General features: G+C 41.9%; 17 protein-coding genes and 1 riboswitch. Of the genes, 4 read left to right on the plus strand and 13 right to left on the minus strand.

Features of this window, described 5'->3' with window-relative positions:
* Positions 1-5 precede the first annotated feature (5 nt).
* From NQ508_RS12410 to NQ508_RS12430, 5 genes are all read right to left on the minus strand, one after another.
* Positions 6-1,814 (minus strand): zinc ribbon domain-containing protein, encoded by a 1,809-nt coding sequence (locus NQ508_RS12410; protein ID WP_044920307.1) that lies wholly within the window; start codon positions 1,812-1,814, stop codon positions 6-8.
* Between the two features lie 34 nt (positions 1,815-1,848).
* Complete coding sequence (locus tag NQ508_RS12415) at positions 1,849-2,757, minus strand: magnesium transporter CorA family protein (protein ID WP_006428119.1); 909 nt, start codon at positions 2,755-2,757, stop codon at positions 1,849-1,851.
* A gap of 203 nt (positions 2,758-2,960) precedes the next feature.
* The gene (locus NQ508_RS12420; protein WP_155116001.1) at positions 2,961-4,640 is read right to left on the minus strand and encodes a formate--tetrahydrofolate ligase; all 1,680 of its coding nucleotides are present in this window, start codon (positions 4,638-4,640) and stop codon (positions 2,961-2,963) included.
* 121 nt (positions 4,641-4,761) lie between these two features.
* A riboswitch (ZMP/ZTP riboswitch) is annotated at positions 4,762-4,845 on the minus strand.
* Between the two features lie 76 nt (positions 4,846-4,921).
* Positions 4,922-6,181 (minus strand): threonine/serine exporter family protein, encoded by a 1,260-nt coding sequence (locus tag NQ508_RS12425; protein WP_006428115.1) that lies wholly within the window; start codon positions 6,179-6,181, stop codon positions 4,922-4,924.
* A gap of 359 nt (positions 6,182-6,540) precedes the next feature.
* Entirely contained in the window at positions 6,541-7,806 is a 1,266-nt protein-coding gene (locus tag NQ508_RS12430) for a threonine/serine exporter family protein (RefSeq protein ID WP_006428114.1), read from the minus strand.
* A 457-nt stretch (positions 7,807-8,263) separates the two neighbouring features.
* Here NQ508_RS12430 and citC point away from each other — a divergent pair, with 457 nt between their 5' ends.
* Complete coding sequence (citC, locus tag NQ508_RS12435) at positions 8,264-9,346, plus strand: [citrate (pro-3S)-lyase] ligase (protein WP_006428113.1); 1,083 nt, start codon at positions 8,264-8,266, stop codon at positions 9,344-9,346.
* A gap of 58 nt (positions 9,347-9,404) precedes the next feature.
* Here the strand turns inward: citC and NQ508_RS14400 are convergent, their stop codons facing one another.
* Positions 9,405-9,941, minus strand: a complete 537-nt coding sequence (locus NQ508_RS14400; protein WP_044920305.1) for a citrate lyase ACP — start codon at positions 9,939-9,941, stop codon at positions 9,405-9,407.
* Positions 9,942-10,221: 280 nt separating this feature from the next.
* Between NQ508_RS14400 and citX the strand changes: the two genes are divergently transcribed.
* On the plus strand, positions 10,222-10,728 hold the full coding sequence (gene citX, locus NQ508_RS12445) for a citrate lyase holo-[acyl-carrier protein] synthase (protein ID WP_055303822.1): 507 nt from the start codon (positions 10,222-10,224) through the stop codon (positions 10,726-10,728).
* Positions 10,729-11,103: 375 nt separating this feature from the next.
* On the opposite strand, the gene NQ508_RS12450 is transcribed toward citX, so the two are convergent.
* The gene (locus tag NQ508_RS12450) at positions 11,104-11,961 is read right to left on the minus strand and encodes a DMT family transporter (RefSeq protein ID WP_006428073.1); all 858 of its coding nucleotides are present in this window, start codon (positions 11,959-11,961) and stop codon (positions 11,104-11,106) included.
* A gap of 227 nt (positions 11,962-12,188) precedes the next feature.
* On the opposite strand from NQ508_RS12450, the gene NQ508_RS12455 reads away from it, so the two are divergent.
* A complete protein-coding gene (locus tag NQ508_RS12455) occupies positions 12,189-12,929 on the plus strand; it encodes a GTP pyrophosphokinase (RefSeq protein WP_006428072.1) in 741 nt (246 codons plus the stop codon).
* 68 nt (positions 12,930-12,997) lie between these two features.
* On the opposite strand, the gene NQ508_RS12460 is transcribed toward NQ508_RS12455, so the two are convergent.
* The 4 genes from NQ508_RS12460 to NQ508_RS12475 all read right to left on the minus strand — a co-directional run bounded on the left by NQ508_RS12460 (position 12,998) and on the right by NQ508_RS12475 (position 16,462).
* A complete protein-coding gene (locus NQ508_RS12460) occupies positions 12,998-13,867 on the minus strand; it encodes a DUF1287 domain-containing protein (protein WP_006428071.1) in 870 nt (289 codons plus the stop codon).
* Positions 13,868-13,911: 44 nt separating this feature from the next.
* The gene (locus NQ508_RS12465; protein ID WP_006428070.1) at positions 13,912-14,703 is read right to left on the minus strand and encodes a Uma2 family endonuclease; all 792 of its coding nucleotides are present in this window, start codon (positions 14,701-14,703) and stop codon (positions 13,912-13,914) included.
* Between the two features lie 141 nt (positions 14,704-14,844).
* The gene (locus NQ508_RS12470) at positions 14,845-15,516 is read right to left on the minus strand and encodes a Crp/Fnr family transcriptional regulator (RefSeq protein ID WP_022416455.1); all 672 of its coding nucleotides are present in this window, start codon (positions 15,514-15,516) and stop codon (positions 14,845-14,847) included.
* Between the two features lie 13 nt (positions 15,517-15,529).
* Complete coding sequence (locus NQ508_RS12475; protein ID WP_006428068.1) at positions 15,530-16,462, minus strand: AEC family transporter; 933 nt, start codon at positions 16,460-16,462, stop codon at positions 15,530-15,532.
* A 213-nt stretch (positions 16,463-16,675) separates the two neighbouring features.
* Between NQ508_RS12475 and NQ508_RS12480 the strand changes: the two genes are divergently transcribed.
* Positions 16,676-17,269, plus strand: a complete 594-nt coding sequence (locus NQ508_RS12480) for an HAD family hydrolase (protein WP_006428067.1) — start codon at positions 16,676-16,678, stop codon at positions 17,267-17,269.
* 196 nt (positions 17,270-17,465) lie between these two features.
* Here NQ508_RS12480 and codB read toward each other — a convergent pair whose 3' ends face one another.
* Together codB and NQ508_RS12490 are read right to left on the minus strand one after the other, a co-directional pair.
* Positions 17,466-18,743 (minus strand): cytosine permease, encoded by a 1,278-nt coding sequence (gene codB / locus NQ508_RS12485; RefSeq protein WP_006428066.1) that lies wholly within the window; start codon positions 18,741-18,743, stop codon positions 17,466-17,468.
* 111 nt (positions 18,744-18,854) lie between these two features.
* Positions 18,855-19,943 (minus strand): hypothetical protein, encoded by a 1,089-nt coding sequence (locus NQ508_RS12490; RefSeq protein ID WP_006428065.1) that lies wholly within the window; start codon positions 19,941-19,943, stop codon positions 18,855-18,857.
* Positions 19,944-19,970: the final 27 nt, after the last annotated feature.

Raw genomic sequence — 19,970 nt, forward strand, 5'->3', positions numbered from 1 at the left:
ACTATTTATTGCGATTCCCTGTACCAGATACTTCCCGGATTCACTGTACGAAGCTGATAGTTTCCGTCTTTATAAACGAATTCGGCACTCATCTGCGAACTTCCATCCACCGTTCCGTTCATATTGCCAACTGTAACATCTTCTTTCTGATATGTTACTCTATAATCATAAGACAACGTTCCTCTCACAACTCCGGTCACACCACTGATCACATATTTTCCTTCATAATTATCAGTTGTTATCTGATCCGCTTTATAACCATCTTTTGAACTTAACTGTTCTTTCAGATCATCATAGAATTCTTTATTCTCTTTTTCATATTTTGAATTCTTTTCAAATAACCCTGATATTTGTGAGAATGATTTTTCTTCTTTTGCCGCTTTGATATAACTGTTCAGAATTTCTTTCATTTTCTTATCCAGCTTCTTTTTCCCGCTTTGTGATACTTTCATTTTAGAGATTGTTGTACTTCCCTTATCGGATGCTTTGAATTCTGATTTATACGTCTTAAACCACGGAACGTCTATCCTTATCTTATGATCTCCTTCAAACAACGATATTTTATATTGATCCAGGCCATCGGAATCATCTTTTATCTTATCGTTTTTTGTAAGCTTCGTTCCATCGATCCAGGCCGTCGATCCAGCCGGAATATAAAGGTTAAAATCATTTGCGATCATCTTGTCCGAAGATACCTTCCAGTTTGCAAATAACAGCAGTCTTTGTCTCTTTTGCTTTTGCAGAACAACGGTTTCTTTGTTCTTACCTTGAGTTTTCGTCTTGTATTCGACCGTAAATGCCCTTTGTTTTCCTCCGGACTCTATCTTTATCTGGCGATTTTCCTTCGTCTCTTTTATCTGATAATCCTCTACACCGATAACGGCATTCTTCTTCATATATGTTGCATATTCATCTTGTGTTGCATATCCATTCTTCGGAAGATCAGACAGATGTCCCGTCTTTTTCCAGTCTTCCTTTACATAAGCCTTACAGTAACGTTCCGCCACTGCTTCCGGACGTCCATAGTAACTTTCAAAAATGCAAAATGCCGCAAATACAGCGGCTCCTGCCACAATTCTTTTCACAGCCTTCTTCTGCTTCGCTGTCAGATCTGACCAGGAATGCTTCTCTTTGATAAACTTCGGTATACGGCTTGGATCCTTCCCTTCACGCTCACGTTTTATCTTTTTTTCTTTGCGTTTTCTTTCCCATGACTGAAGGATCTCTTCATATGCATCTTCTTCCGGAACATCTTCATATTCTCTTTTCTTTTTTATAAAATCTCCGATATCACCGGTAAACATCCGTGTCGGCTCATCCGCCTCTTCCTCTGTCTTCTCTCCGATCATAAGCGTCGGCTCACTGACACCTTCAGTTTCATCCAAATGACTCTGTTCTTTACCGGATCCTTCTTTTAACTTGATCTTCCGGTGAAGTTCCTGCTCCAGTTCCTGTCTTGTAACTTCTTCTATCATCCGGTCCAGGTTCTCAGGAATTGTAAGCTGTTTTTTCATCTGTTCCTGCTCTGTGTCTGTATCCTCATCTTCTTTTCTTTCTTCTTTTTTTTCTTCTTGCAGGAATACCTCTTTTTCTTCTTTCTCATCAGGATTAAGTAACTTCTTCGCTTCATCAATTACTTTTTCTGATTCTTCTTCGATCTCCTGATCGGAAAATTCTGTCTTCGGGGCTTCTTCAAGCTCATCCAGGTCACTGTATAATGTTTCCTCTTTTGATTCGGGAAGCCGCATTCCGCAATAATTACAGAATCTGGCATCGTCTGGATTGTTAGTCTTGCAATTCGGGCATTGACGCATAGAGCTCCTCCTTTTCAAATCACATTTTACATTATCATAACATTTTCTTTCTCTTAAATATAATAATACAGGTAATCATAACCACAACGCTTAAGATGATCACTCCCGGATATCCGTGCTTTAGTTCCGGCATATTATGGAAATTCATTCCATACCAGCTGGTGATGAGTGTAAGCGGGAAGAAAATCGTTGATATTACGGTCAGAAACTGCATGTTGTTATTCTGCTGGGCATCTACCTGCGCCTTATAAGCATCCCTTACCTGCTGGGCATATTCCAGAAGCTGCGATGCTTTACTCATCAGTCTGTCTGCACGGTCCGAGATAACACCGAAATATTTCACCTGTTTCTTGGCAAAGAAACCATTTTCATTCTCTTCGAGCTGTTTTCCCATGTCCATGATCTCATCATAATAACTGCGGAGTGTCAAAAGTTCACGTCGGATCGGCATGATCGCATTCTGGAATCCCTGGATCTTTCCGTCCATGACACCTTCTTCCAGATCCATGATCCGTTTCTCATAATGTCCCAGAAGTTCCAGATCCCGGCTTATGAATTCCAGCATAAAATTATAGATGAATTTTTCTTTCGATTCTCCCTGTCTCGTCTTCTTCCTCTTAATTCTGCGGATCAGACGGTAAGAAAATTCATCATCGTCCACAATCACGATACGATGACGGTTGATAAAAAATAAGATCTTGTATCGTTCTCCCAGAATATCCAGAAGCTTTGGAATACAAAGAGAACCCGCAAGACATTCCTGCTGAGTCTCCATCTTACAAAATCCTACATCTTTCAGATTGATCTCTCCTTCATACTGCATGCCGGCCTGTTCCAGGCAGTCTCTGGCAGTCTGCGATGTCGCCAGAAATACCGATGGTCTGTCCTTCTCCATGATTTCTTCCTGATATTCCTGCAGCGTTTCTCCTAATACGTATCTCATGCCTTCACCATCCTCGTTTGTTCATCCTGTTTTACTTCTTGCATTATAACACTAACTTGGAATTCTAGCACATATTCTCCTGCTGTTTTTCAAAATCCCGTAAATCTTATGTAAAATCTTGTCACAACACATGCATGGCAATAGAAAAATCCGGCAAGCCTCACAAAAAGCCGCCGGATTTTTACTTTTAACTACATTTACAATTAGAATAATCCTGTAATTCTTCCTTCATCATCTACATCGATTCTCTCAGCTGCCGGAACTTTCGGAAGTCCAGGCATAGTCATGATATCTCCTGTCAGAGCTACGATAAATCCGGCACCTGCGGAGACTTTCAGGTTACGTACTGTAATGTCAAAGTCTGTCGGTGCTCCCAGTTTCTTCGGATCGTCTGTCAGACTGTACTGTGTCTTCGCCATACAGATCGGTGCATTGCCAAATCCAAGATCTGTCAGTTGTTTTGCCTGCTTCTGGGCTGCTGCGGTAAGAACCACTTTATTTCCACCATAGATTTTCTGTACGATCTGGTTCAGTTTATCTTCGATCGTTCCTTCCAGTTCATAAGCATAGTGGAAATCACTCGGCTCATCACACAGACGTACCACTTCTTCTGCAAGCTTCAGGCCGCCTTCGCCGCCTTTTGCCCATACTTCGGACAGCGCAACATTGACTCCGACTTCTTTACATTTTTCTTCTACCAGATCCAGTTCTGCTTTGGTATCTGTCGGGAATGCATTGATCGCAACCACACATGGAAGACCGTATACATTCTTAATATTGCTGACATGCTTCATCAAGTTTGGAATACCTTTTTCCAGTGCTTCCAGATTCTCTTCATTCAGATCCGGTTTTGCAACGCCTCCATTATACTTCAGCGCTCTTACCGTTGCTACAATGACTACTGCATCCGGTTTGATGCCAGCCATACGGCACTTGATATCCAGGAATTTCTCAGCTCCTAAGTCCTCTCCGAATCCGGCCTCTGTAATCGCATAGTCTGCAAGCTTCATTGCCATTCTTGTTGCTGTCAGTGAGTTGCATCCATGTGCGATATTGGCAAATGGTCCACCGTGTACGATTGCAGGTGCATGCTCCAGTGTCTGAACAAGGTTCGGTTTCAGAGCATCCTTTAACAGCGCACACATCGCTCCCTCTGCATGCAGATCATGTGCGGTAACCGGTTTCTGCTCTGCGATCTTGCCATAAGTGTAACCTACGATGATCTTTCCAAGTCTTTCTTTCAGATCTGCGATATCCTTTGACAGACACAGGATCGCCATGATCTCAGAAGCGACAGTGATATCATATCCGTCTTCTCTCGGCACACCATTGACTCTTCCGCCAAGTCCGTCTGTGACGAAACGGAGCTGACGGTCATTCATATCGACACATCTCTTCCATACGATCTTTCTCGGATCAATATTCAAATCATTTCCCTGATAAATGTGATTGTCGATCATGGCTGCCAGTAAGTTATTCGCAGCTCCAATCGCATGAAAATCTCCTGTGAAATGAAGGTTGATATCTTCCATCGGTACAACCTGTGCATATCCGCCGCCAGCTGCTCCACCCTTCATACCGAATACCGGTCCGAGAGATGGCTCACGCAGTGCTACCACAGGTTTCTTACCCATTTTCTGAAGTGCATCTGCAAGACCTACGGTTGTTGTTGTCTTTCCTTCTCCGGCAGGTGTCGGATTGATTGCCGTCACAAGAATCAGTTTTCCGTCTTTTTTATCGGATTTCTTTAAGAAATTATAATCAATCTTTGCTTTATATTTTCCATACTGTTCCAGATATTCTTCTGGAATTCCTGCTCTTTCTGCTACCTCTGTGATAGGCTCCATAGTACATTCCTGTGCGATCTCAATATCTGTTTTCATCATTCATTTCCTCCTGATCGTATGTTGTCTTTCTGCATTTCCAGTCCTTTTGATACACTGCTTCCAACTCTTCCGATACCGGGCGGTGTAAAAAAAGGACAACACTCATCCTCTTCGGGATAAATGCTGCCCAGACGGTCGGCTCTTACCAAGTATCTGATTCCCCTGTGGTACTCCACATTATCCGTCAGTCATCAGATCTTCTCTTTGACTCTTACTATATTATAAGGACGCAAAATTGTCAATCCGGAAAATTCATCCGGATCATCGTAACACAGCCATTATTTTTTCTCTTTTTTAATAACCGTAGATTCTTTCCCCATATGATATTCTCTTCCCAGCGCCCGCATAATGCTTCTTGAAATCACATCCACAATGATGAATCCAAACGCAATCCCAAGGCATGTTTCCAACAGTACAAGTGCATGCTCTGCTGCCAGTGAAAAGTTCCTGCTGACTACGCCATACATCAGATAATACAATCTCGCTCCCGGCATCAACGGAAAGACGGATGCTGTCAGGAAGACGGTGGACGGCGCATGATTGACTCTCGACATGACAAATGCATAGCCCGCCACAAAGCAGGATGCAACTACTACCGCAAAGAAATTATCCGGATACCACGCATACACCAGTAAATAGATTCCCCATGTCAGGAAAGCTCCGACACTGGAATACAGGATCTTCTTTCCCCGTATCTTGAACCAGCTTGCATAACCGGTACATCCTATCGTACAAGAGATCAGCTGGATCACTGTATTATTATTCACATCGAATCCTTCCGCCGATATATTTCCCATCAGCATCATTGCAAGGGCAATACCGAATGCGATACCAAATGCACCGAGCATCGAATTCATCACTTCCAGTGAACCCGAGATAAAGTTCCTCTGCATCACATCCCGCATTCCGTTGATCGCACCAAGTGCACTGACTAACAGCATGACAATTCCGATCATGATACGGTCCGGATGATGTCCCAGCCCGCTCCGGACAGCTGTTACGATCACAACCTCTGATAAGAATGCCAGGATCAGATTATAGATCATCGGGTTACCTTCCCGCCTGCTAAGCCATCTGCCTACCAGAACGATCATCAGACAGACGATTAATGCAACAACTGCATCCTGCAGATCACATCCGAAGAATACAGCAAACGCCGTTCCCCCTGTAATCTGTGCAAGTCCTGTGATCAGTTCACTCTGAGCCGGCCGCGCCATTACTTTCTTAAAGCGCCGGACCAGTTCTTTTTCATCCGGATTATGTGAACAGACATACCGCGACATGGCATTCAGATAATTCAATTTATCATAATCTGCCCCTGTAGACTCTATATGCCGGATCTGTGTAATGATCTCACCTTCCGGTGTCTCCACCGTCACCTGGATATTGCTCGGAATCACATATACATCATATGTCATAAAACCATAACTCTTATACATACGATACAGACTGTCTTCCACGCGGAAGATTTCTGCCCCGCACTGTAACATTGCTTCTCCTATATTCAAGATTCCCTGTACTAATTTTTCATAATTCATAGACAGCTGTCCTTTTATAATTTCATGTTTTACACGTTTGTTTCCATTTATATTTCCCTATTTTTCTTTATTTTCAATATATGTAGTACGTTCTGTATAAGCTCAGTTTAACACACACTTTTTCATTTTAATATAGCAGGGGAACACAGATTCCTGAAAATTATTTGTGTCTGTGATACATCTGTACCGGCGTATTTTCCTGCATCTTTTCCCGTAGCTTTTCATATCTGCAGTTCCTGCCACTGGCAGTTTCTCTTGCATACTATGGTTTAAAAAATCTGAGAATATACAGGAAAAGATTGCTTCTCTTCCAGCATACTCTCAGACTCTCTGCTTATTTCTATTTTTTATTTCTATAATTATTTCTTTCCACCGATCAGAGGAAGATTCAATGCACTCTTACCGATATGATATTCTCTCTTCAGTGCATACATGATACTTCTGGATGCCACATCTACGATGATAAATCCGAATGCAATTGCAAGACAGGTTGCCATCAGAACAATCGTCTCATCGAATGCCAGTTGTGGATCCTGACTGACACATCCATACATTACATAGTACAGATTCGGTCCCGGAATCAGCGGGAATACCGATGCTGTCAGAAAGATCGTTGAAGGTGCCTTATTCACTCTGGACATGATAAATGCGTAAAATGCAACGAATACTGCTGCGATCATCGTTGCCAGGAAATTGCTTGGCTTCAGTGCAAATACCACAACATAGATTGCCCAGGTAAAGAATGCTCCGATACTGTTATACCATACCTGCTTTCCTCTGATCTTAAACCAGAAAGCAAATCCCGTACATGCAACCGTACAGGAGATCAGCTGGATTGGTACACTGTGATTCAGGATAAAATGATCGGAATATCCTTCATGGAACAACATGATCGCAAGACCGATTCCGAATGCGATTCCGGCAGCTCCAAGGAACGAGTTCATGATATTAATAAATCCAGAGATAAAATCCCTCTGAAGGAGATCACGGATTCCATTCGTCGTGCCCAGTCCACTGATCAGCAGCATAACGATACCGATCATAATACGGTCCGGATGATCTGCAACTCCCATCTTCAATGCCACTATAATGATCACTTCTGATATGAACGAAAGAATAGCATTATAAACCATTAAGTTGCTTTCACGCTTTGCCAGCCAGTCACCGACGGCCACGATCATCACCGATACGATCAATGCAACAATCGCATCCCAGACGTTACAGCCGAAGAATACCGCAAATCCGGTTCCACCCATGATTCCTGCTGCATATCTTGTAATTCGCTTCTGCGGTTCACGATTGATGACTTCGAGATATTTCTCTCGCATCTCTTTTTCATCCGGTGTATGCTGACAGACATATCTGCACAGATTGTTCAGGTAATCCAGCTGATCAAAATTCGGTTCTGATGACTCGATATGCCGGATCTGTGTAATGATCTCTCCTTCCGGTGTCTCTACCGTCACCTGTATATTACTCGGAATGACAAATACATCCGATCTCTTAAATCCATAGCTTCTGCACATGCGGTAAAAGCTGTCTTCCAGTCGGAAATTCTCTGCACCACTTTGAAGCATCGCTTCTCCGATGTCCAGGATTCCCTGTACAATCTTGTTATAATCCATCTTTTTTACCCCTTGTTCTATTCATAAAATTTCCATTTTCTAAATCCAACATTTGAATCATATCATGGATTTTCTATAAGTCAACAAAATTATTGTAAAATGTAATAACAGTTTGTAATACCCGTCTTAGAAGTTCTTATATTTTTTCTTCTTTCTCTCCTTTTTGCGTATGCTTTATGCAGAATTTCTCATAAGAACGGTTTCGATTATACCTGTTCTTTTACCTGACTTCTGTCTTCTTTTATATTTAAGCTATATTCTACACCCAGAAGCTGAACAGCGGGAAAGATTTTTCTTATAATTTATTAAGAAAACTTTCCCGCATTATCTTTTTATTATATGATAATTCTAATATTTTATTGGCTATGCTGCCTATGCTATATGTTACACTAGAAGCAGCATATCATCCGCATGAAAGCAACTCTATACATACAGAAAGATACAGAAAGGAAACATTATGTCTGATTACTATATTTCACAGATTTCACACTCTGATAAAACTGCAATTCAGGGTGTCACCGCTCTTCTTCAGGCTGAGGAAATCCGCCTGGATACCAACCTTGATTATACGTGCGGCATGTACGATGATGAGATGAATATCATCGCCACCGGAAGCTGCTTCGGCAATACACTACGCTGTCTTGCCGTAGGTTCCGACCATCAGGGCGAAGGACTTATGAACCAAATCATCTCACATCTGATCGAAGTACAATTTAACCGCGGAAATACACACCTGTTCCTCTATACGAAATGTTCTTCGGCCAAATTCTTCGGCGATCTCGGATTCTATGAAATAGCAAGAATTGACGGACAGATCGTGTTCATGGAAAACAGACGGACAGGGTTTAAAAATTATCTGAAGAAACTGAAAGATTCTTCTGCCCTGCAACTTCAGACTCTTACAGAAAGCACATCTGCTACAAACCGTAAGGTTGCCGCCCTGGTCATGAACGCCAATCCGTTCACTCTCGGTCATCAGTATCTAGTAGAAAAAGCAGCCCGCGAAAATGACCTGCTGCATCTTTTCATCGTAAGCGAAGATGCAAGCCTTGTTCCGTTCAAGGTTCGAAAACAGCTCGTAATGGAAGGGACCGCACATCTTGATAACATCTGCTATCACGACAGCGGCCCGTACATCATCAGTAATGCAACCTTCCCGAGCTATTTCCAGAAAGATGAAAATGCAGTCATCGAAAGCCATGCTATGCTGGATCTGACCGTCTTCACCGAAATCGCACGGACACTCGGCATCAACCGCCGCTACGTCGGCGAAGAACCAACCAGTCTGGTTACTGGAATCTATAATAATATCATGTCAGAAAAACTACCGGGAAACGGCATTGAATGCGTGATCGTTCCAAGAAAAACTGATGGTGAAAAAGCCATCAGCGCTTCTACTGTACGGCAGGCGATTAAGGATAATGATATGAATACATTGAAGAAACTCGTGCCGGAAAGTACGCTGCGGTATTTTGAAAGTGAAGAGGCAAAGGATGTGATTGCACGGATAAGAAATGAGGAGAATGTGATACATTATTAATTGCTTCATTGTGGCCTCTCAGTCCACGAGAAAGACCTGGTAACCGCAGCCTGATGCATTAACCCCCCAAAACACGGAGAGAAGGGACCGGCCCATCCAGACCGATCCCTTTTTGCAGAACCAATACCCTTAAGTCCTGCAATGGTAAAACTTTATGAGGAATAACAATATAATTGATAATGTCTATAATTTGATCACACCCAGGATCAGTCCGGATATCAGACAGATAATGCTGACACCCCCATATCCAGAAGAAACATTTCTTAATATGATCTTTGATCTCAACACCCGCAAGACCGACACCAAGGAAGGTTGCAGGCACGACAAGACTGATAAATGTTGCACAGTTACGGCATACAACCATAACAATCGCAATGTGTGTTGCTTCGACTCCGAATTCTCCAGCGATGCTGATCAGGATCGGCATCAGACCGAAGAAGAGTGTCTCAAGGACAACCTTGCGGATCTGATTGCCATACTGATTGATTACTGCACTGTCTAAGGACAGGTCGATCTTTCCTTCTCCGGCCTCTACCATTACCTGACAGTCACTGGATTCTAATGTTCCCGCTATTGCAGGTCTTTTGATCTCCATGTTTGTATCCTCCTCTTTCATTTATCTTGTGACTTTGTTTATCTCTTTATGGGTTTATCATAGTCTTGGAACCTTACAGGAGAGAGTGGGGTTTTCTTAATATTTATTAAGGTACGGAAAAGACTGCAGCCATGTAACAGCTGCAGCCTTTGTTTTTATATATAATCAAATATTCTTTTTCTGGAAAATTTACTGGTAAAATCTTATAATGATTACAAAGAATATACTATGTAAACTCAATTTAAATATATACTTTTGATACGAAAGGAATTCTTTCAATATGAACGGAATAAACGTAACTATCACAGATATGATGAACTGCCGCGACCGGCGTGTAAGCATCCAGAACGAACTGATCAGTAAATATGATAAACCAGTCCTGTCTTTTTGCATGAACATCCCAGGACCGGTAAAAACCAACGAACTGATCCGGAAAGCTTTTGATTCCGGAAAAGCAGAATTATTAAAAGCTCTTTCTGCTCACAATATAACAATCCTTCACACCGAAGAATTCCACGAACCTTCCGGTGATGAACTGATCATGGCATTGGATGCACCCGCCGAAGATATCAAGACACTTGCTACTGAAATTGAAGAAAGCCATCCTCTCGGACGGCTCTTTGATATGGATGTCATTGGAACTGACGGTATGAAGTTATCCCGCGGCACCTACCGTAAATGCATCATCTGCGGATGCCAGGCACAGGAATGTGCGCGGTCACGGAAGCATTCCGTGGAGGAATTGCAGGCAAAGATTGAGGAATTATTAAATCAGTTTTCTATTTAATTAATTATCGCGGCCTCTCAGTCCATGAGAAAAACTTGGTGCTCTGTTTGCTACTAAGATTCCGTGATGTAAGAAAATCTAAGGATGTCCAAATCTCCTAAAAGCAAAGGCATTCCACTCATAACTCGTTTCGCTCAAACAATTCGTTCCATGCCTTTAACGGAGATTTGAACACCCTAAGTTTTTCTAAACATCACTCCATATACGCGACAAACAGAGCATCAAGTCTTTCTCATGTCGTGCTTGGCCAATGATAATGAATTCAATAGAGGGTTGTAACCTTTGTGTGCAGCCGGAAAGTTGAGGTGGAAGCCTTGATTTTCCGGATTTTTTGTACACTTTCGGTATCAACCGCTTAATGCATTAAATAGCAACTCACTCCCGGTTCTTATTATACACAAACATCCAAAGTGCCATCGCACATATGATCACATACCCCAACACGCTATACCTATCCGGCACCTGCCCGAACAGAAAGAATCCGAGGATCGTCGAAAAAATAATCTGCGAATAATCATAAATGGATATCTCTTTCGCAGGTGCATGATAATAAGCCGCCGTAATTCCGAACTGTCCGCCTGCAGCCGCAAGTCCCGCACCTAGAAGCGTTAAGATCTGCAAGCCGCTCATCGGATGGAAATCCAGAAGCAGATATGGCAGTGTAACCACACACGAGAATCCCGAGAAGAAGATTACAACCGAAGAACCTTTCTGTCCTCTCTGCCCAAGGATACGCACCATCGCATAAGCAATACCTGCGCAGATCCCGCCGCACAGTCCGATCAGTGACGGTACCAGTGCCATATTCGTAAATGTCGGTTTGATTACAAATAAGCTTCCGATAAATGCACCCGCAACCGCCAGTGCCTGTGCCGGACTCATCTTTTCTTTCAGCAATAAAAACGAAAAGATAATTACAAAAAACGGCGACATCTTATTCAGCATCGATGCATCCGACAGCACCAGATGATCCACCGCATAGAAATTACACAAGATTCCCACCGTACCGAATGTCGCACGCAGAATCATATATTTCAGATTTCCTTTTTCGATTTTGAATCCATCCTTGCTTCTTATGATCATGATCAGCGCAATAAAAAAAGCTACCAGATTTCTGAAAAAACTCTTCTGTACCGAAGGCAGATCACCGGATAACCTTACGAACGCATTCATAAATGCAAATGATAACGCCGATAATGTAATAAAAAATATTCCTTTGTATCTGGAATTCATAAACTTACACTTCCTTATGATTTATTTCTTTATATCTTATGTTATGTCATTTATCTTACCACGAAAACTTTTGCATGTGAACACATCCGACTGTTGGACTTGATTTTGTGCAACTAATACACCTCTTTCACATTGTCGCATTCCCCCATAAAAGCTTCCCTCTGTTGATAGAATTTCAACTACAGATATGCTAAAATATTTTTGGATAACGAAAGGAGAAATGCAACATGAGACCCCTTGAGACATTTATCGAACAACGCAAAGAACGCTTCGTCAGAAACAGTCTGATGTCTGACGAATTTCTGGATTTTGTTAATAAAAATATGAAACCAATAGAGAAACAGATGTCCTATTATCAATGTGCCATCATGGAAGTAGAGACAAAATTCAAAGTATTAAACGAACAGTATTCCCTGGAATATGACCGCAATCCGATTGAAGATATCAAATCCCGTGTCAAATCCATGGAAAGCCTGATCAAAAAGATCCGTAAAAAGGATATACCGCTCACCCTTTCTTCTATTGAAGAAAATATCCATGATATTGCCGGTGTCCGTGTCATCTGTTCTTTTCTGGATGATATCTATATGCTTGCGGACTGCCTACTTTCCCAGGACGACATCACACTTCTTGAGAAGAAAGACTACATCAAGAATCCAAAACCGGGCGGATACCGCAGTCTTCATCTGATCGTCAGTGTACCAATCTTTTTACAGGACGGAAAACGTAACATGACTGTAGAAATACAGCTTCGTACGATTGCGATGGATTTCTGGGCAAGTCTGGAACATAAACTGCGTTACAAGAAAGATATCCCGGCTGACAAAGCAAAATATCTGGAGGATGAAATGCTTGCGTGCGCACAGATCAGTGCCGACCTGGATATGCGTATGCAGAATGTCCGTGATGTGATTGCTGAGAATACAACACCAGATGAGCGGCCTTTATTATTAAAAGAATTGTCATAAAAAGACATATTGAAAACTACACTAAAAAAGCACTGTGAAATCCGGTAATATTTCACAGTGCTTTGCCACTACGATATTCTAAAGTGCCCGACAATATCCGTTCTCTCCTGCAGGATATCTTCTTCATAATTCTTCTGATACGGATCATTATGATGAATCACATATGGTACACCTTCCACATTCCGTCTGTCAGAAATCACCCCGATATGATTCTTGAACACTACAATATCGCCGCCCTGCCATTGTTCAATGTCATTTACATCCGTGGTCAGGCTGATCGCTGTATGTTCAAAATATATTTTCAGGTTCTTTACTCTTCGGAAATCAATATTTTTATCCGGCTCATCGATATCATAATCCTTCGGATTCTTCCTGATATCTTCGTCTACCAGTTCCCGCAGATCATATCCGCTTTTCTTAAGCGCATATCCGACAACATCTGTACAGACACCATATCTGTCATCCGGATAACCGGTCTGATAATATCTGCTCTTGTAAATCGGCCGCTTCTTCACGTAAACCAATGCATTCGTCAAAATATCGGTCTGATCATCCGTACCGTCACCATCTTTATCCACACTGCTATGATACGGTGTGATCTCTGTGCCGTTATATTCATTCTTTGGCCGGTCTGTCTTCGTCAATCCTACCACATCACGTCCTGCCAGGAATCCGCCAAGGGTCAGCCAGATGATAATAGCGATCGGAACTAAGATCCGGAATTTCATCTTTCTTGTCTTATGATGAAATACAATCATCCCGGCAAATGCACCAAATGCACCGCCGACAAACGCAATCCCTATCAACACTGCCTCTTTGATCCGCCACTGATGATGCATTGCTTTCGCTTTATCCGTTCCATATAAAATAAATGCAACAATATTTACTACAACGAGATAATAGGATATCGGTGTCGCCGCCGTAAGTAATTTTGCCATCTTCCGCTCCCCTCCTTCGCATCTCCATTGTATCTTACCTTTGCTTAGCTTTCAATCAGAAAACGGATATAATTGTAAACTTCTGAGAAATCAATCTCACATTGTCCACCCCATATATATACTGGTACTTTAGAATCAAAGCCATAGATCACTGGATAATTTTCTTCATCAAAAATATATACGAATACACGTCTTCCTTCTATATCTACCATCCAATATTCTTTTACTCCTGCATTCGCATATTTCTGAAGCTTTATAACCATATCTCTTCTTCTCGTAGACTTTGATAATACTTCTAATATAAAATCCGGCGCACCATATATCCGATTCTTATATAGTTTGTCCCGGTCACATACAATCATCACATCCGGCTCCACGATCGTCTTATTATCACAGTCAAGCTGTACATCCAACGGAGCTATTAATGGTATGCAATTTCCTTTATTTTTGGAAATAAATTCAAGAAACCTTGCGTAAATATATCCTCCCACCATCTGATGTAATGTTTCCGGTGACGCCATATCATAGAGCACACCATCAATCAGTTCTGCTCTTTGCTCATCTGGAAGAGCGTAATAATCTTCTACCGTATACTCTCCTTGCCGCTTCACTGTATATGCTGCACTTGCATCCTTTACAACAGATGCATAATACCGTTCCCGTTCCATCGGCAAAAAAATTTTTCCCAAAGCTTTCAATGTATCATAACGAGGTGAAGTTGTCGCACCTCCAAAAATCTTCTGCACGGTTCCAAGTGGTACCCCGGAAAGCTCCGCAATCTGTTCATTGGTGTATCCTTTTTCCTTTTTCTTTTCTTTCATTTCTTGAATATTCATGGCGCACACTCCTTTATAACAAGCCTGGTTATACACCTTTTTTTAGAAGTAATACTTATTTCTTAGTATATATACTATCATATATTCCATTTATATTCAATCATTTTCAATCCATTTTAAATCCATTTTAAATCCATTTCATCAATCCACATCCAATATCCGGAAATGATTCCGCTTCACTTCGATCAGCCCGTCCTTCTGCATTTTCCCCAGTTCATTCGACATTGCCGACCGGTCTACTCCCAGATAATCTGCAAGCTGCTGCCTGTTATACGGAATATCGAACTCTTCCTTTTCACGCTCCATTGCCTGATAAGACAGATAAGACAATAGTCTGCCACGGATCGTCTTCGATGAAGTGTGAAAGATGCGTCTGGACAGATTCAGGTTCTTCTGCGCCGATATCGCAAGCAGGTTCTGCACCAGATTCTGATGAAACTCACACGCATTCGGACACACTTTTAAGATCTTTCTCACATCCAGAAATAACACTTCGCAGTCAGACATCGCAATTACATTGACCATCAGCTTCTCATCCAGTGCACAGGCATACGTCTCTGCGAAAATCTGACCTTCTTTTACATAATCCAGGACACTTCTGTTTCCCCAGATATCATCGTTTTCAATCAGGGCATTTCCTTTTAACATAACACCGATCGATGAGACAATATCCCCCGCATGAAAGATGATCTCATCTTTCTGGTATTTCTTCTTCTTCGCACTTAAGCAATTCAGCATAGAAGATACTTCTTCTTCCGTTGCCCCTGCGAAGATCTCTGTCTTTGTTAATGCTTTTAAATTCACGCTTTCCATTTTTGTTTCCTCTCTACATCACCGTCTGATACAGAAGCACCATAAGCGGCATCGTTATGATTGATAACAATGTCGTCATAACATTGATCGCACTGGCATATTTCGAATCATTTCCATACACCTGACACATCTGCGTGATCGTTGAAGCAGACGGTGTGATCACCGCAAGGAATACGATCAACAGTAATTTTTTTCCATCCGGATGTATGTTCACAAGCCCGCTTATTTTTAAAATTGCCAATGATATCACCGGTATCACGACCAGTCTCAGAAATGAAATAAAATACACTTTTACATTTTCAAATATATTCCTAAGATTCATCTCTGCGATCAGCATTCCCGTTACGATCATACTCGCCGGACCGATCATACTGCCCACAGAACTCAATGCCTGATCTACGATTTCCGGCAGTCTGATCTTTGTAAAGAATAATACAACTCCTGCAAATACCGAAATCATATTTACATTAAAGACAATCTTTTTCCAGTCCCACTTTCCTTCCCGGCTGATCGTATTCTTGCCATGTGTCCACAGAAATACCAGTTGGACACTCATGAACACACAACCATATAATACCCATTCTTTTCCCAGAATAAAAGTCACCAGCGGTACGATCAAATTACCCGAATTTGAATAATAGATGGATGTCGTCTCTACTTCATTTAGTTTCAATACCTTTCCGGCACCCCATACTGCTGCCAGTAATATAACCTGTAATAATACCGACGCTGCAAATACCAGCAAAAGTTCCTTCACCTTTTCACTTGTATAATCCACCTGAAATGCATTGATGATCACACACGGAATAACTAAATATAATACAATTTTAGAAATGACTTTGCTGTCTTCTCCCTTTAACAATCCTGTCTTTACAATAATATATCCCATCAGGATCATAAGAAACAGTTCTGCGATCTGTTCCATTAAAAGTATACTGATTTCCATAATAATCTCTCTTTCCTTTTACAGTCCTACCGAAAATCATATACACTTTCCCGATGATTGTCAATCTCGCAAAAACCTGACATCCTTCTATTAATCATACTTATATTGACATGTTATTTATCATTCATATATTGATTCCTTCTATCTATAAGGCTATAATAGTGTTTATAAAAATATAAAACAGGCTGTATAAAATACAGGGAGGAACTTAAGATGAAATACAAGAATATTATTTTTGATTTTGGAAATGTAATCGGAAAATTTAAAGGAGACTATATTCTGGGGAAATTTGCTTCTACACCGGAAGATTATGATATTCTTGCTGATGCCATCTTTAAAAACTGGGTAGCTTTAGATGCCGGAACTATTGACTATGACCAGAATGCCGAAGATACGATTGCAGGCCTTCCGGACCATCTGAAAGATACTGCCCGTGATTTCTTCGAGAACTGGTTCCAGTATGTCGACCCGCTTCCGGAGACATGGAAATTCATCAAAGAATTAAAAGCCCGCGGGGTTCCGATCTACCTGCTTTCCAATGCCTCCACCCGTTTTGCGGAACGCGCACTGGAAGATCATCCGATCCTGAAAGAATTCGACGGCATCGTGTTCTCTGCTCCGCTTAAAATGGCAAAACCGGGGCACGATATCTATTATCATCTGTTCAATGAATTTAACCTTCTGCCGAGAGAATGCTTCTTTATCGATGACACGGTGGAAAATGTCATTGCAAGTAAAGAACTTGGAATGGAAAGCATCTTATTTACTGGAGATATCGATGCTGTTAAGAGAGCAATTGAATTTTAACCTGCTGCATAGCGATCTACAGAACCTGCCACCGACAGCTTCTTCCGAATGCATGGCAATTAAAAATCCACCTGTCATACAACGACATGATCACTAGCTGAACTAGCTGATCTATCTTGTATAATAGGTGGATCTCTTATATTTATGAAAGTGCTTTTTCCTTAATGAACGCTTCGAGTTCATCCTTAGTATCAAATTACGAATCAATGCACTCATTTCCGGCTTCATTCTTCCTCACCATCTGCCCGATCACATAGCAGACAGCCGCAACCACCATTCCATTGATGGATGCAATGCCCCAGGATACCACGTTTGCAACGATTGCACCGATCACAACACCGGCAACGGCGAACCAGTTGACTGTCTCCAGATTCTCATCCGTTTTCTCGTAATCTTTTTGATTCATAAAATAAGAGATTACCAGGATGATACCAACCGGTGGAAGTGTACAGTTCAGTACATTTAACCAGTTACAGAAATTATAATAAAGCCATACAGACAACAGTGTTCCAACGATTCCTGCGATCAGTACCATCGGCTTTTTCTTCTGATTGAAGATATTCGCAAGACCGAGTCCTGATGAATACAATGCGTTGTCATTCGTTGTCCAGATGTTCAGCCCCAGTACCAGGATTGCAAGGTAGAACAGGTTCAGACGGATCATGACTTCAAAGATGTCATTTCCGCCAACGAAGATATATGCAATCGCTCCGAAGAAGAACATCAGGGAATTTCCGATAAAGAACGCTACAACTGTTGCGATCGTTCCTGACTTCGCATCTTTGGCAAATCTCGCAAAGTTCGGTGTCGCAGTTCCACCTGATACGAATGAACCAACCACCATTCCGGCTCCTCCGATCACACTGATCGTTCCGCTTGATTTGGCAAACTGGTCGATGATCGTTCCATCGCCTCTCTGCACTGCAAGGATCATAGCGACTGTACCAAGAACCGCTACCAACGGAACCGCAATATAGCTGATCAGTGTCAATGAATCGATTCCAAAATATGCCGAAGCCGTCATACATCCACCTGCTACGATAACAAGTCCCCACATAGCGACTTTGCTGCCGCCAAGCAATTCATTCGCGACCGGAATTGCGAACATCGCAACTCCTACTCCGAACCAACCGATCTGTGTAAAGCTGATCATTGCCGAAGAAATATAAGATCCTTTCTCTCCAAATGCACGCTTCGCCAGAAGATCCATACTAAGTCCTGTCTTTGCGCCTACATATCCAAGAAGTCCTGTATACAGTCCCAGGATCATTCCGCCAAGGATCAGTGACTTGATAAATCCATAGAAATCAAGTCCTTCCGCAAGCTGTTGTCCGACCCACATACTTGCCGAGAAAAATGTGAATCCCAACATGATCATGAACATGGTCAGAAATCCTTTTCTTCCCTCTGCCGGTACGGCACACTGTGCGTAATCGATGTCTGTTACCTTCTCTGTTGTATTTTCTTTTTTCATTTTTATCTCCCGATTCTTTTCTCATTCCATTGTCAACTTAATGCATCTGATGCCCACACTTATTCCTGTAAAGCATAGCTCCCGTAAAACGTTATTTACCAGATATATCTTTTACAAAATATATTTTCTCAATGCATCTGTAAATTCACCGATCCGCTGCTCTGCAAGTTCTTTTAATGTAATATTCTTCATGCTTTCTACATAGCCCTGTTCCTGGCGGTACAGCCATTTGGTATCGGCCGGGCGGATCTTCTCATAATGATTATAATGAATCCAGTCCTCGTAGCTTACCGGAAGTTCATATCCAAGCTTTTCTTCCAGAAGTTTTGCGAAATCAATCCGATCGGCACGGTCTCTGATGCCTTTCCAGAATTCCAGCACTTCTTCTACATGCTCATGGATCTCGTAACGTCTTGCACCACCATCGTAAATGATGCATTTTTCAAATAACGGACTACACATAGAAAGTGTCTCTCTTCTGAATTCCGGTGCAACGATTCCACCCTTCCAGTAGAAATCAACATCCGGCAGATTGATTCCGGATACACCTTTGTCCTGATAAGTACTGAAGATTCCTTCGTAATAGACCGTAATGAATCCTTCGAACTCAGGCCAGAACTCACGAATCTCTTCGGTCAGCTTCTCAAGGATCTCAATCCCCTTCGTTCCACCGATCGTAAAGATGATGATGTTGCGAAGCTTTGTTCCGTGGTCTCTGTAAAAATCTGTCACGTAACGCAGGCAGTGGATCAGTGTCTCCCCGCTTGCAATAATATCTCCGATCATCAGAGTGCTGTCAGGAACCATCGTAAGCTTGCTGTATTTGATCTCCAGTCCTGCAATCTCATCTTCCTCAAACACACGCTCACTGGATAAGAAGCTGATGTCATGCACACGGATATGCTCTCTGTAACAGCTTTCCTCCAGTGGATAATTCAGTGCCCCTCTTAAGATAGAAAGAATATTGGCTGTTGTAACTTTCTTTTGTTCTTTCAGATAGTACAGCATCTGTGAAGTAGATGGAATCAGGCAGTCATATACCTCGTATCCTACAACTTCCGGTACATTCAGAAGCTTTCTCGATTCTGCTTCCGACACAATGTAATACTCATTCAGATAGTCGCCCCCGTCCAGACGGTAGCAGGCAACACCCTGTTCATTAAACTCTGGTACTAATACTACTTCATTCCAATCTTTCATACTATTCTTCCTTTGTTCCTTCCTTTT

Source organism: Dorea longicatena (assembly GCF_025150085.1).
Lineage (GTDB): Bacteria > Bacillota > Clostridia > Lachnospirales > Lachnospiraceae > Dorea_A > Dorea_A longicatena.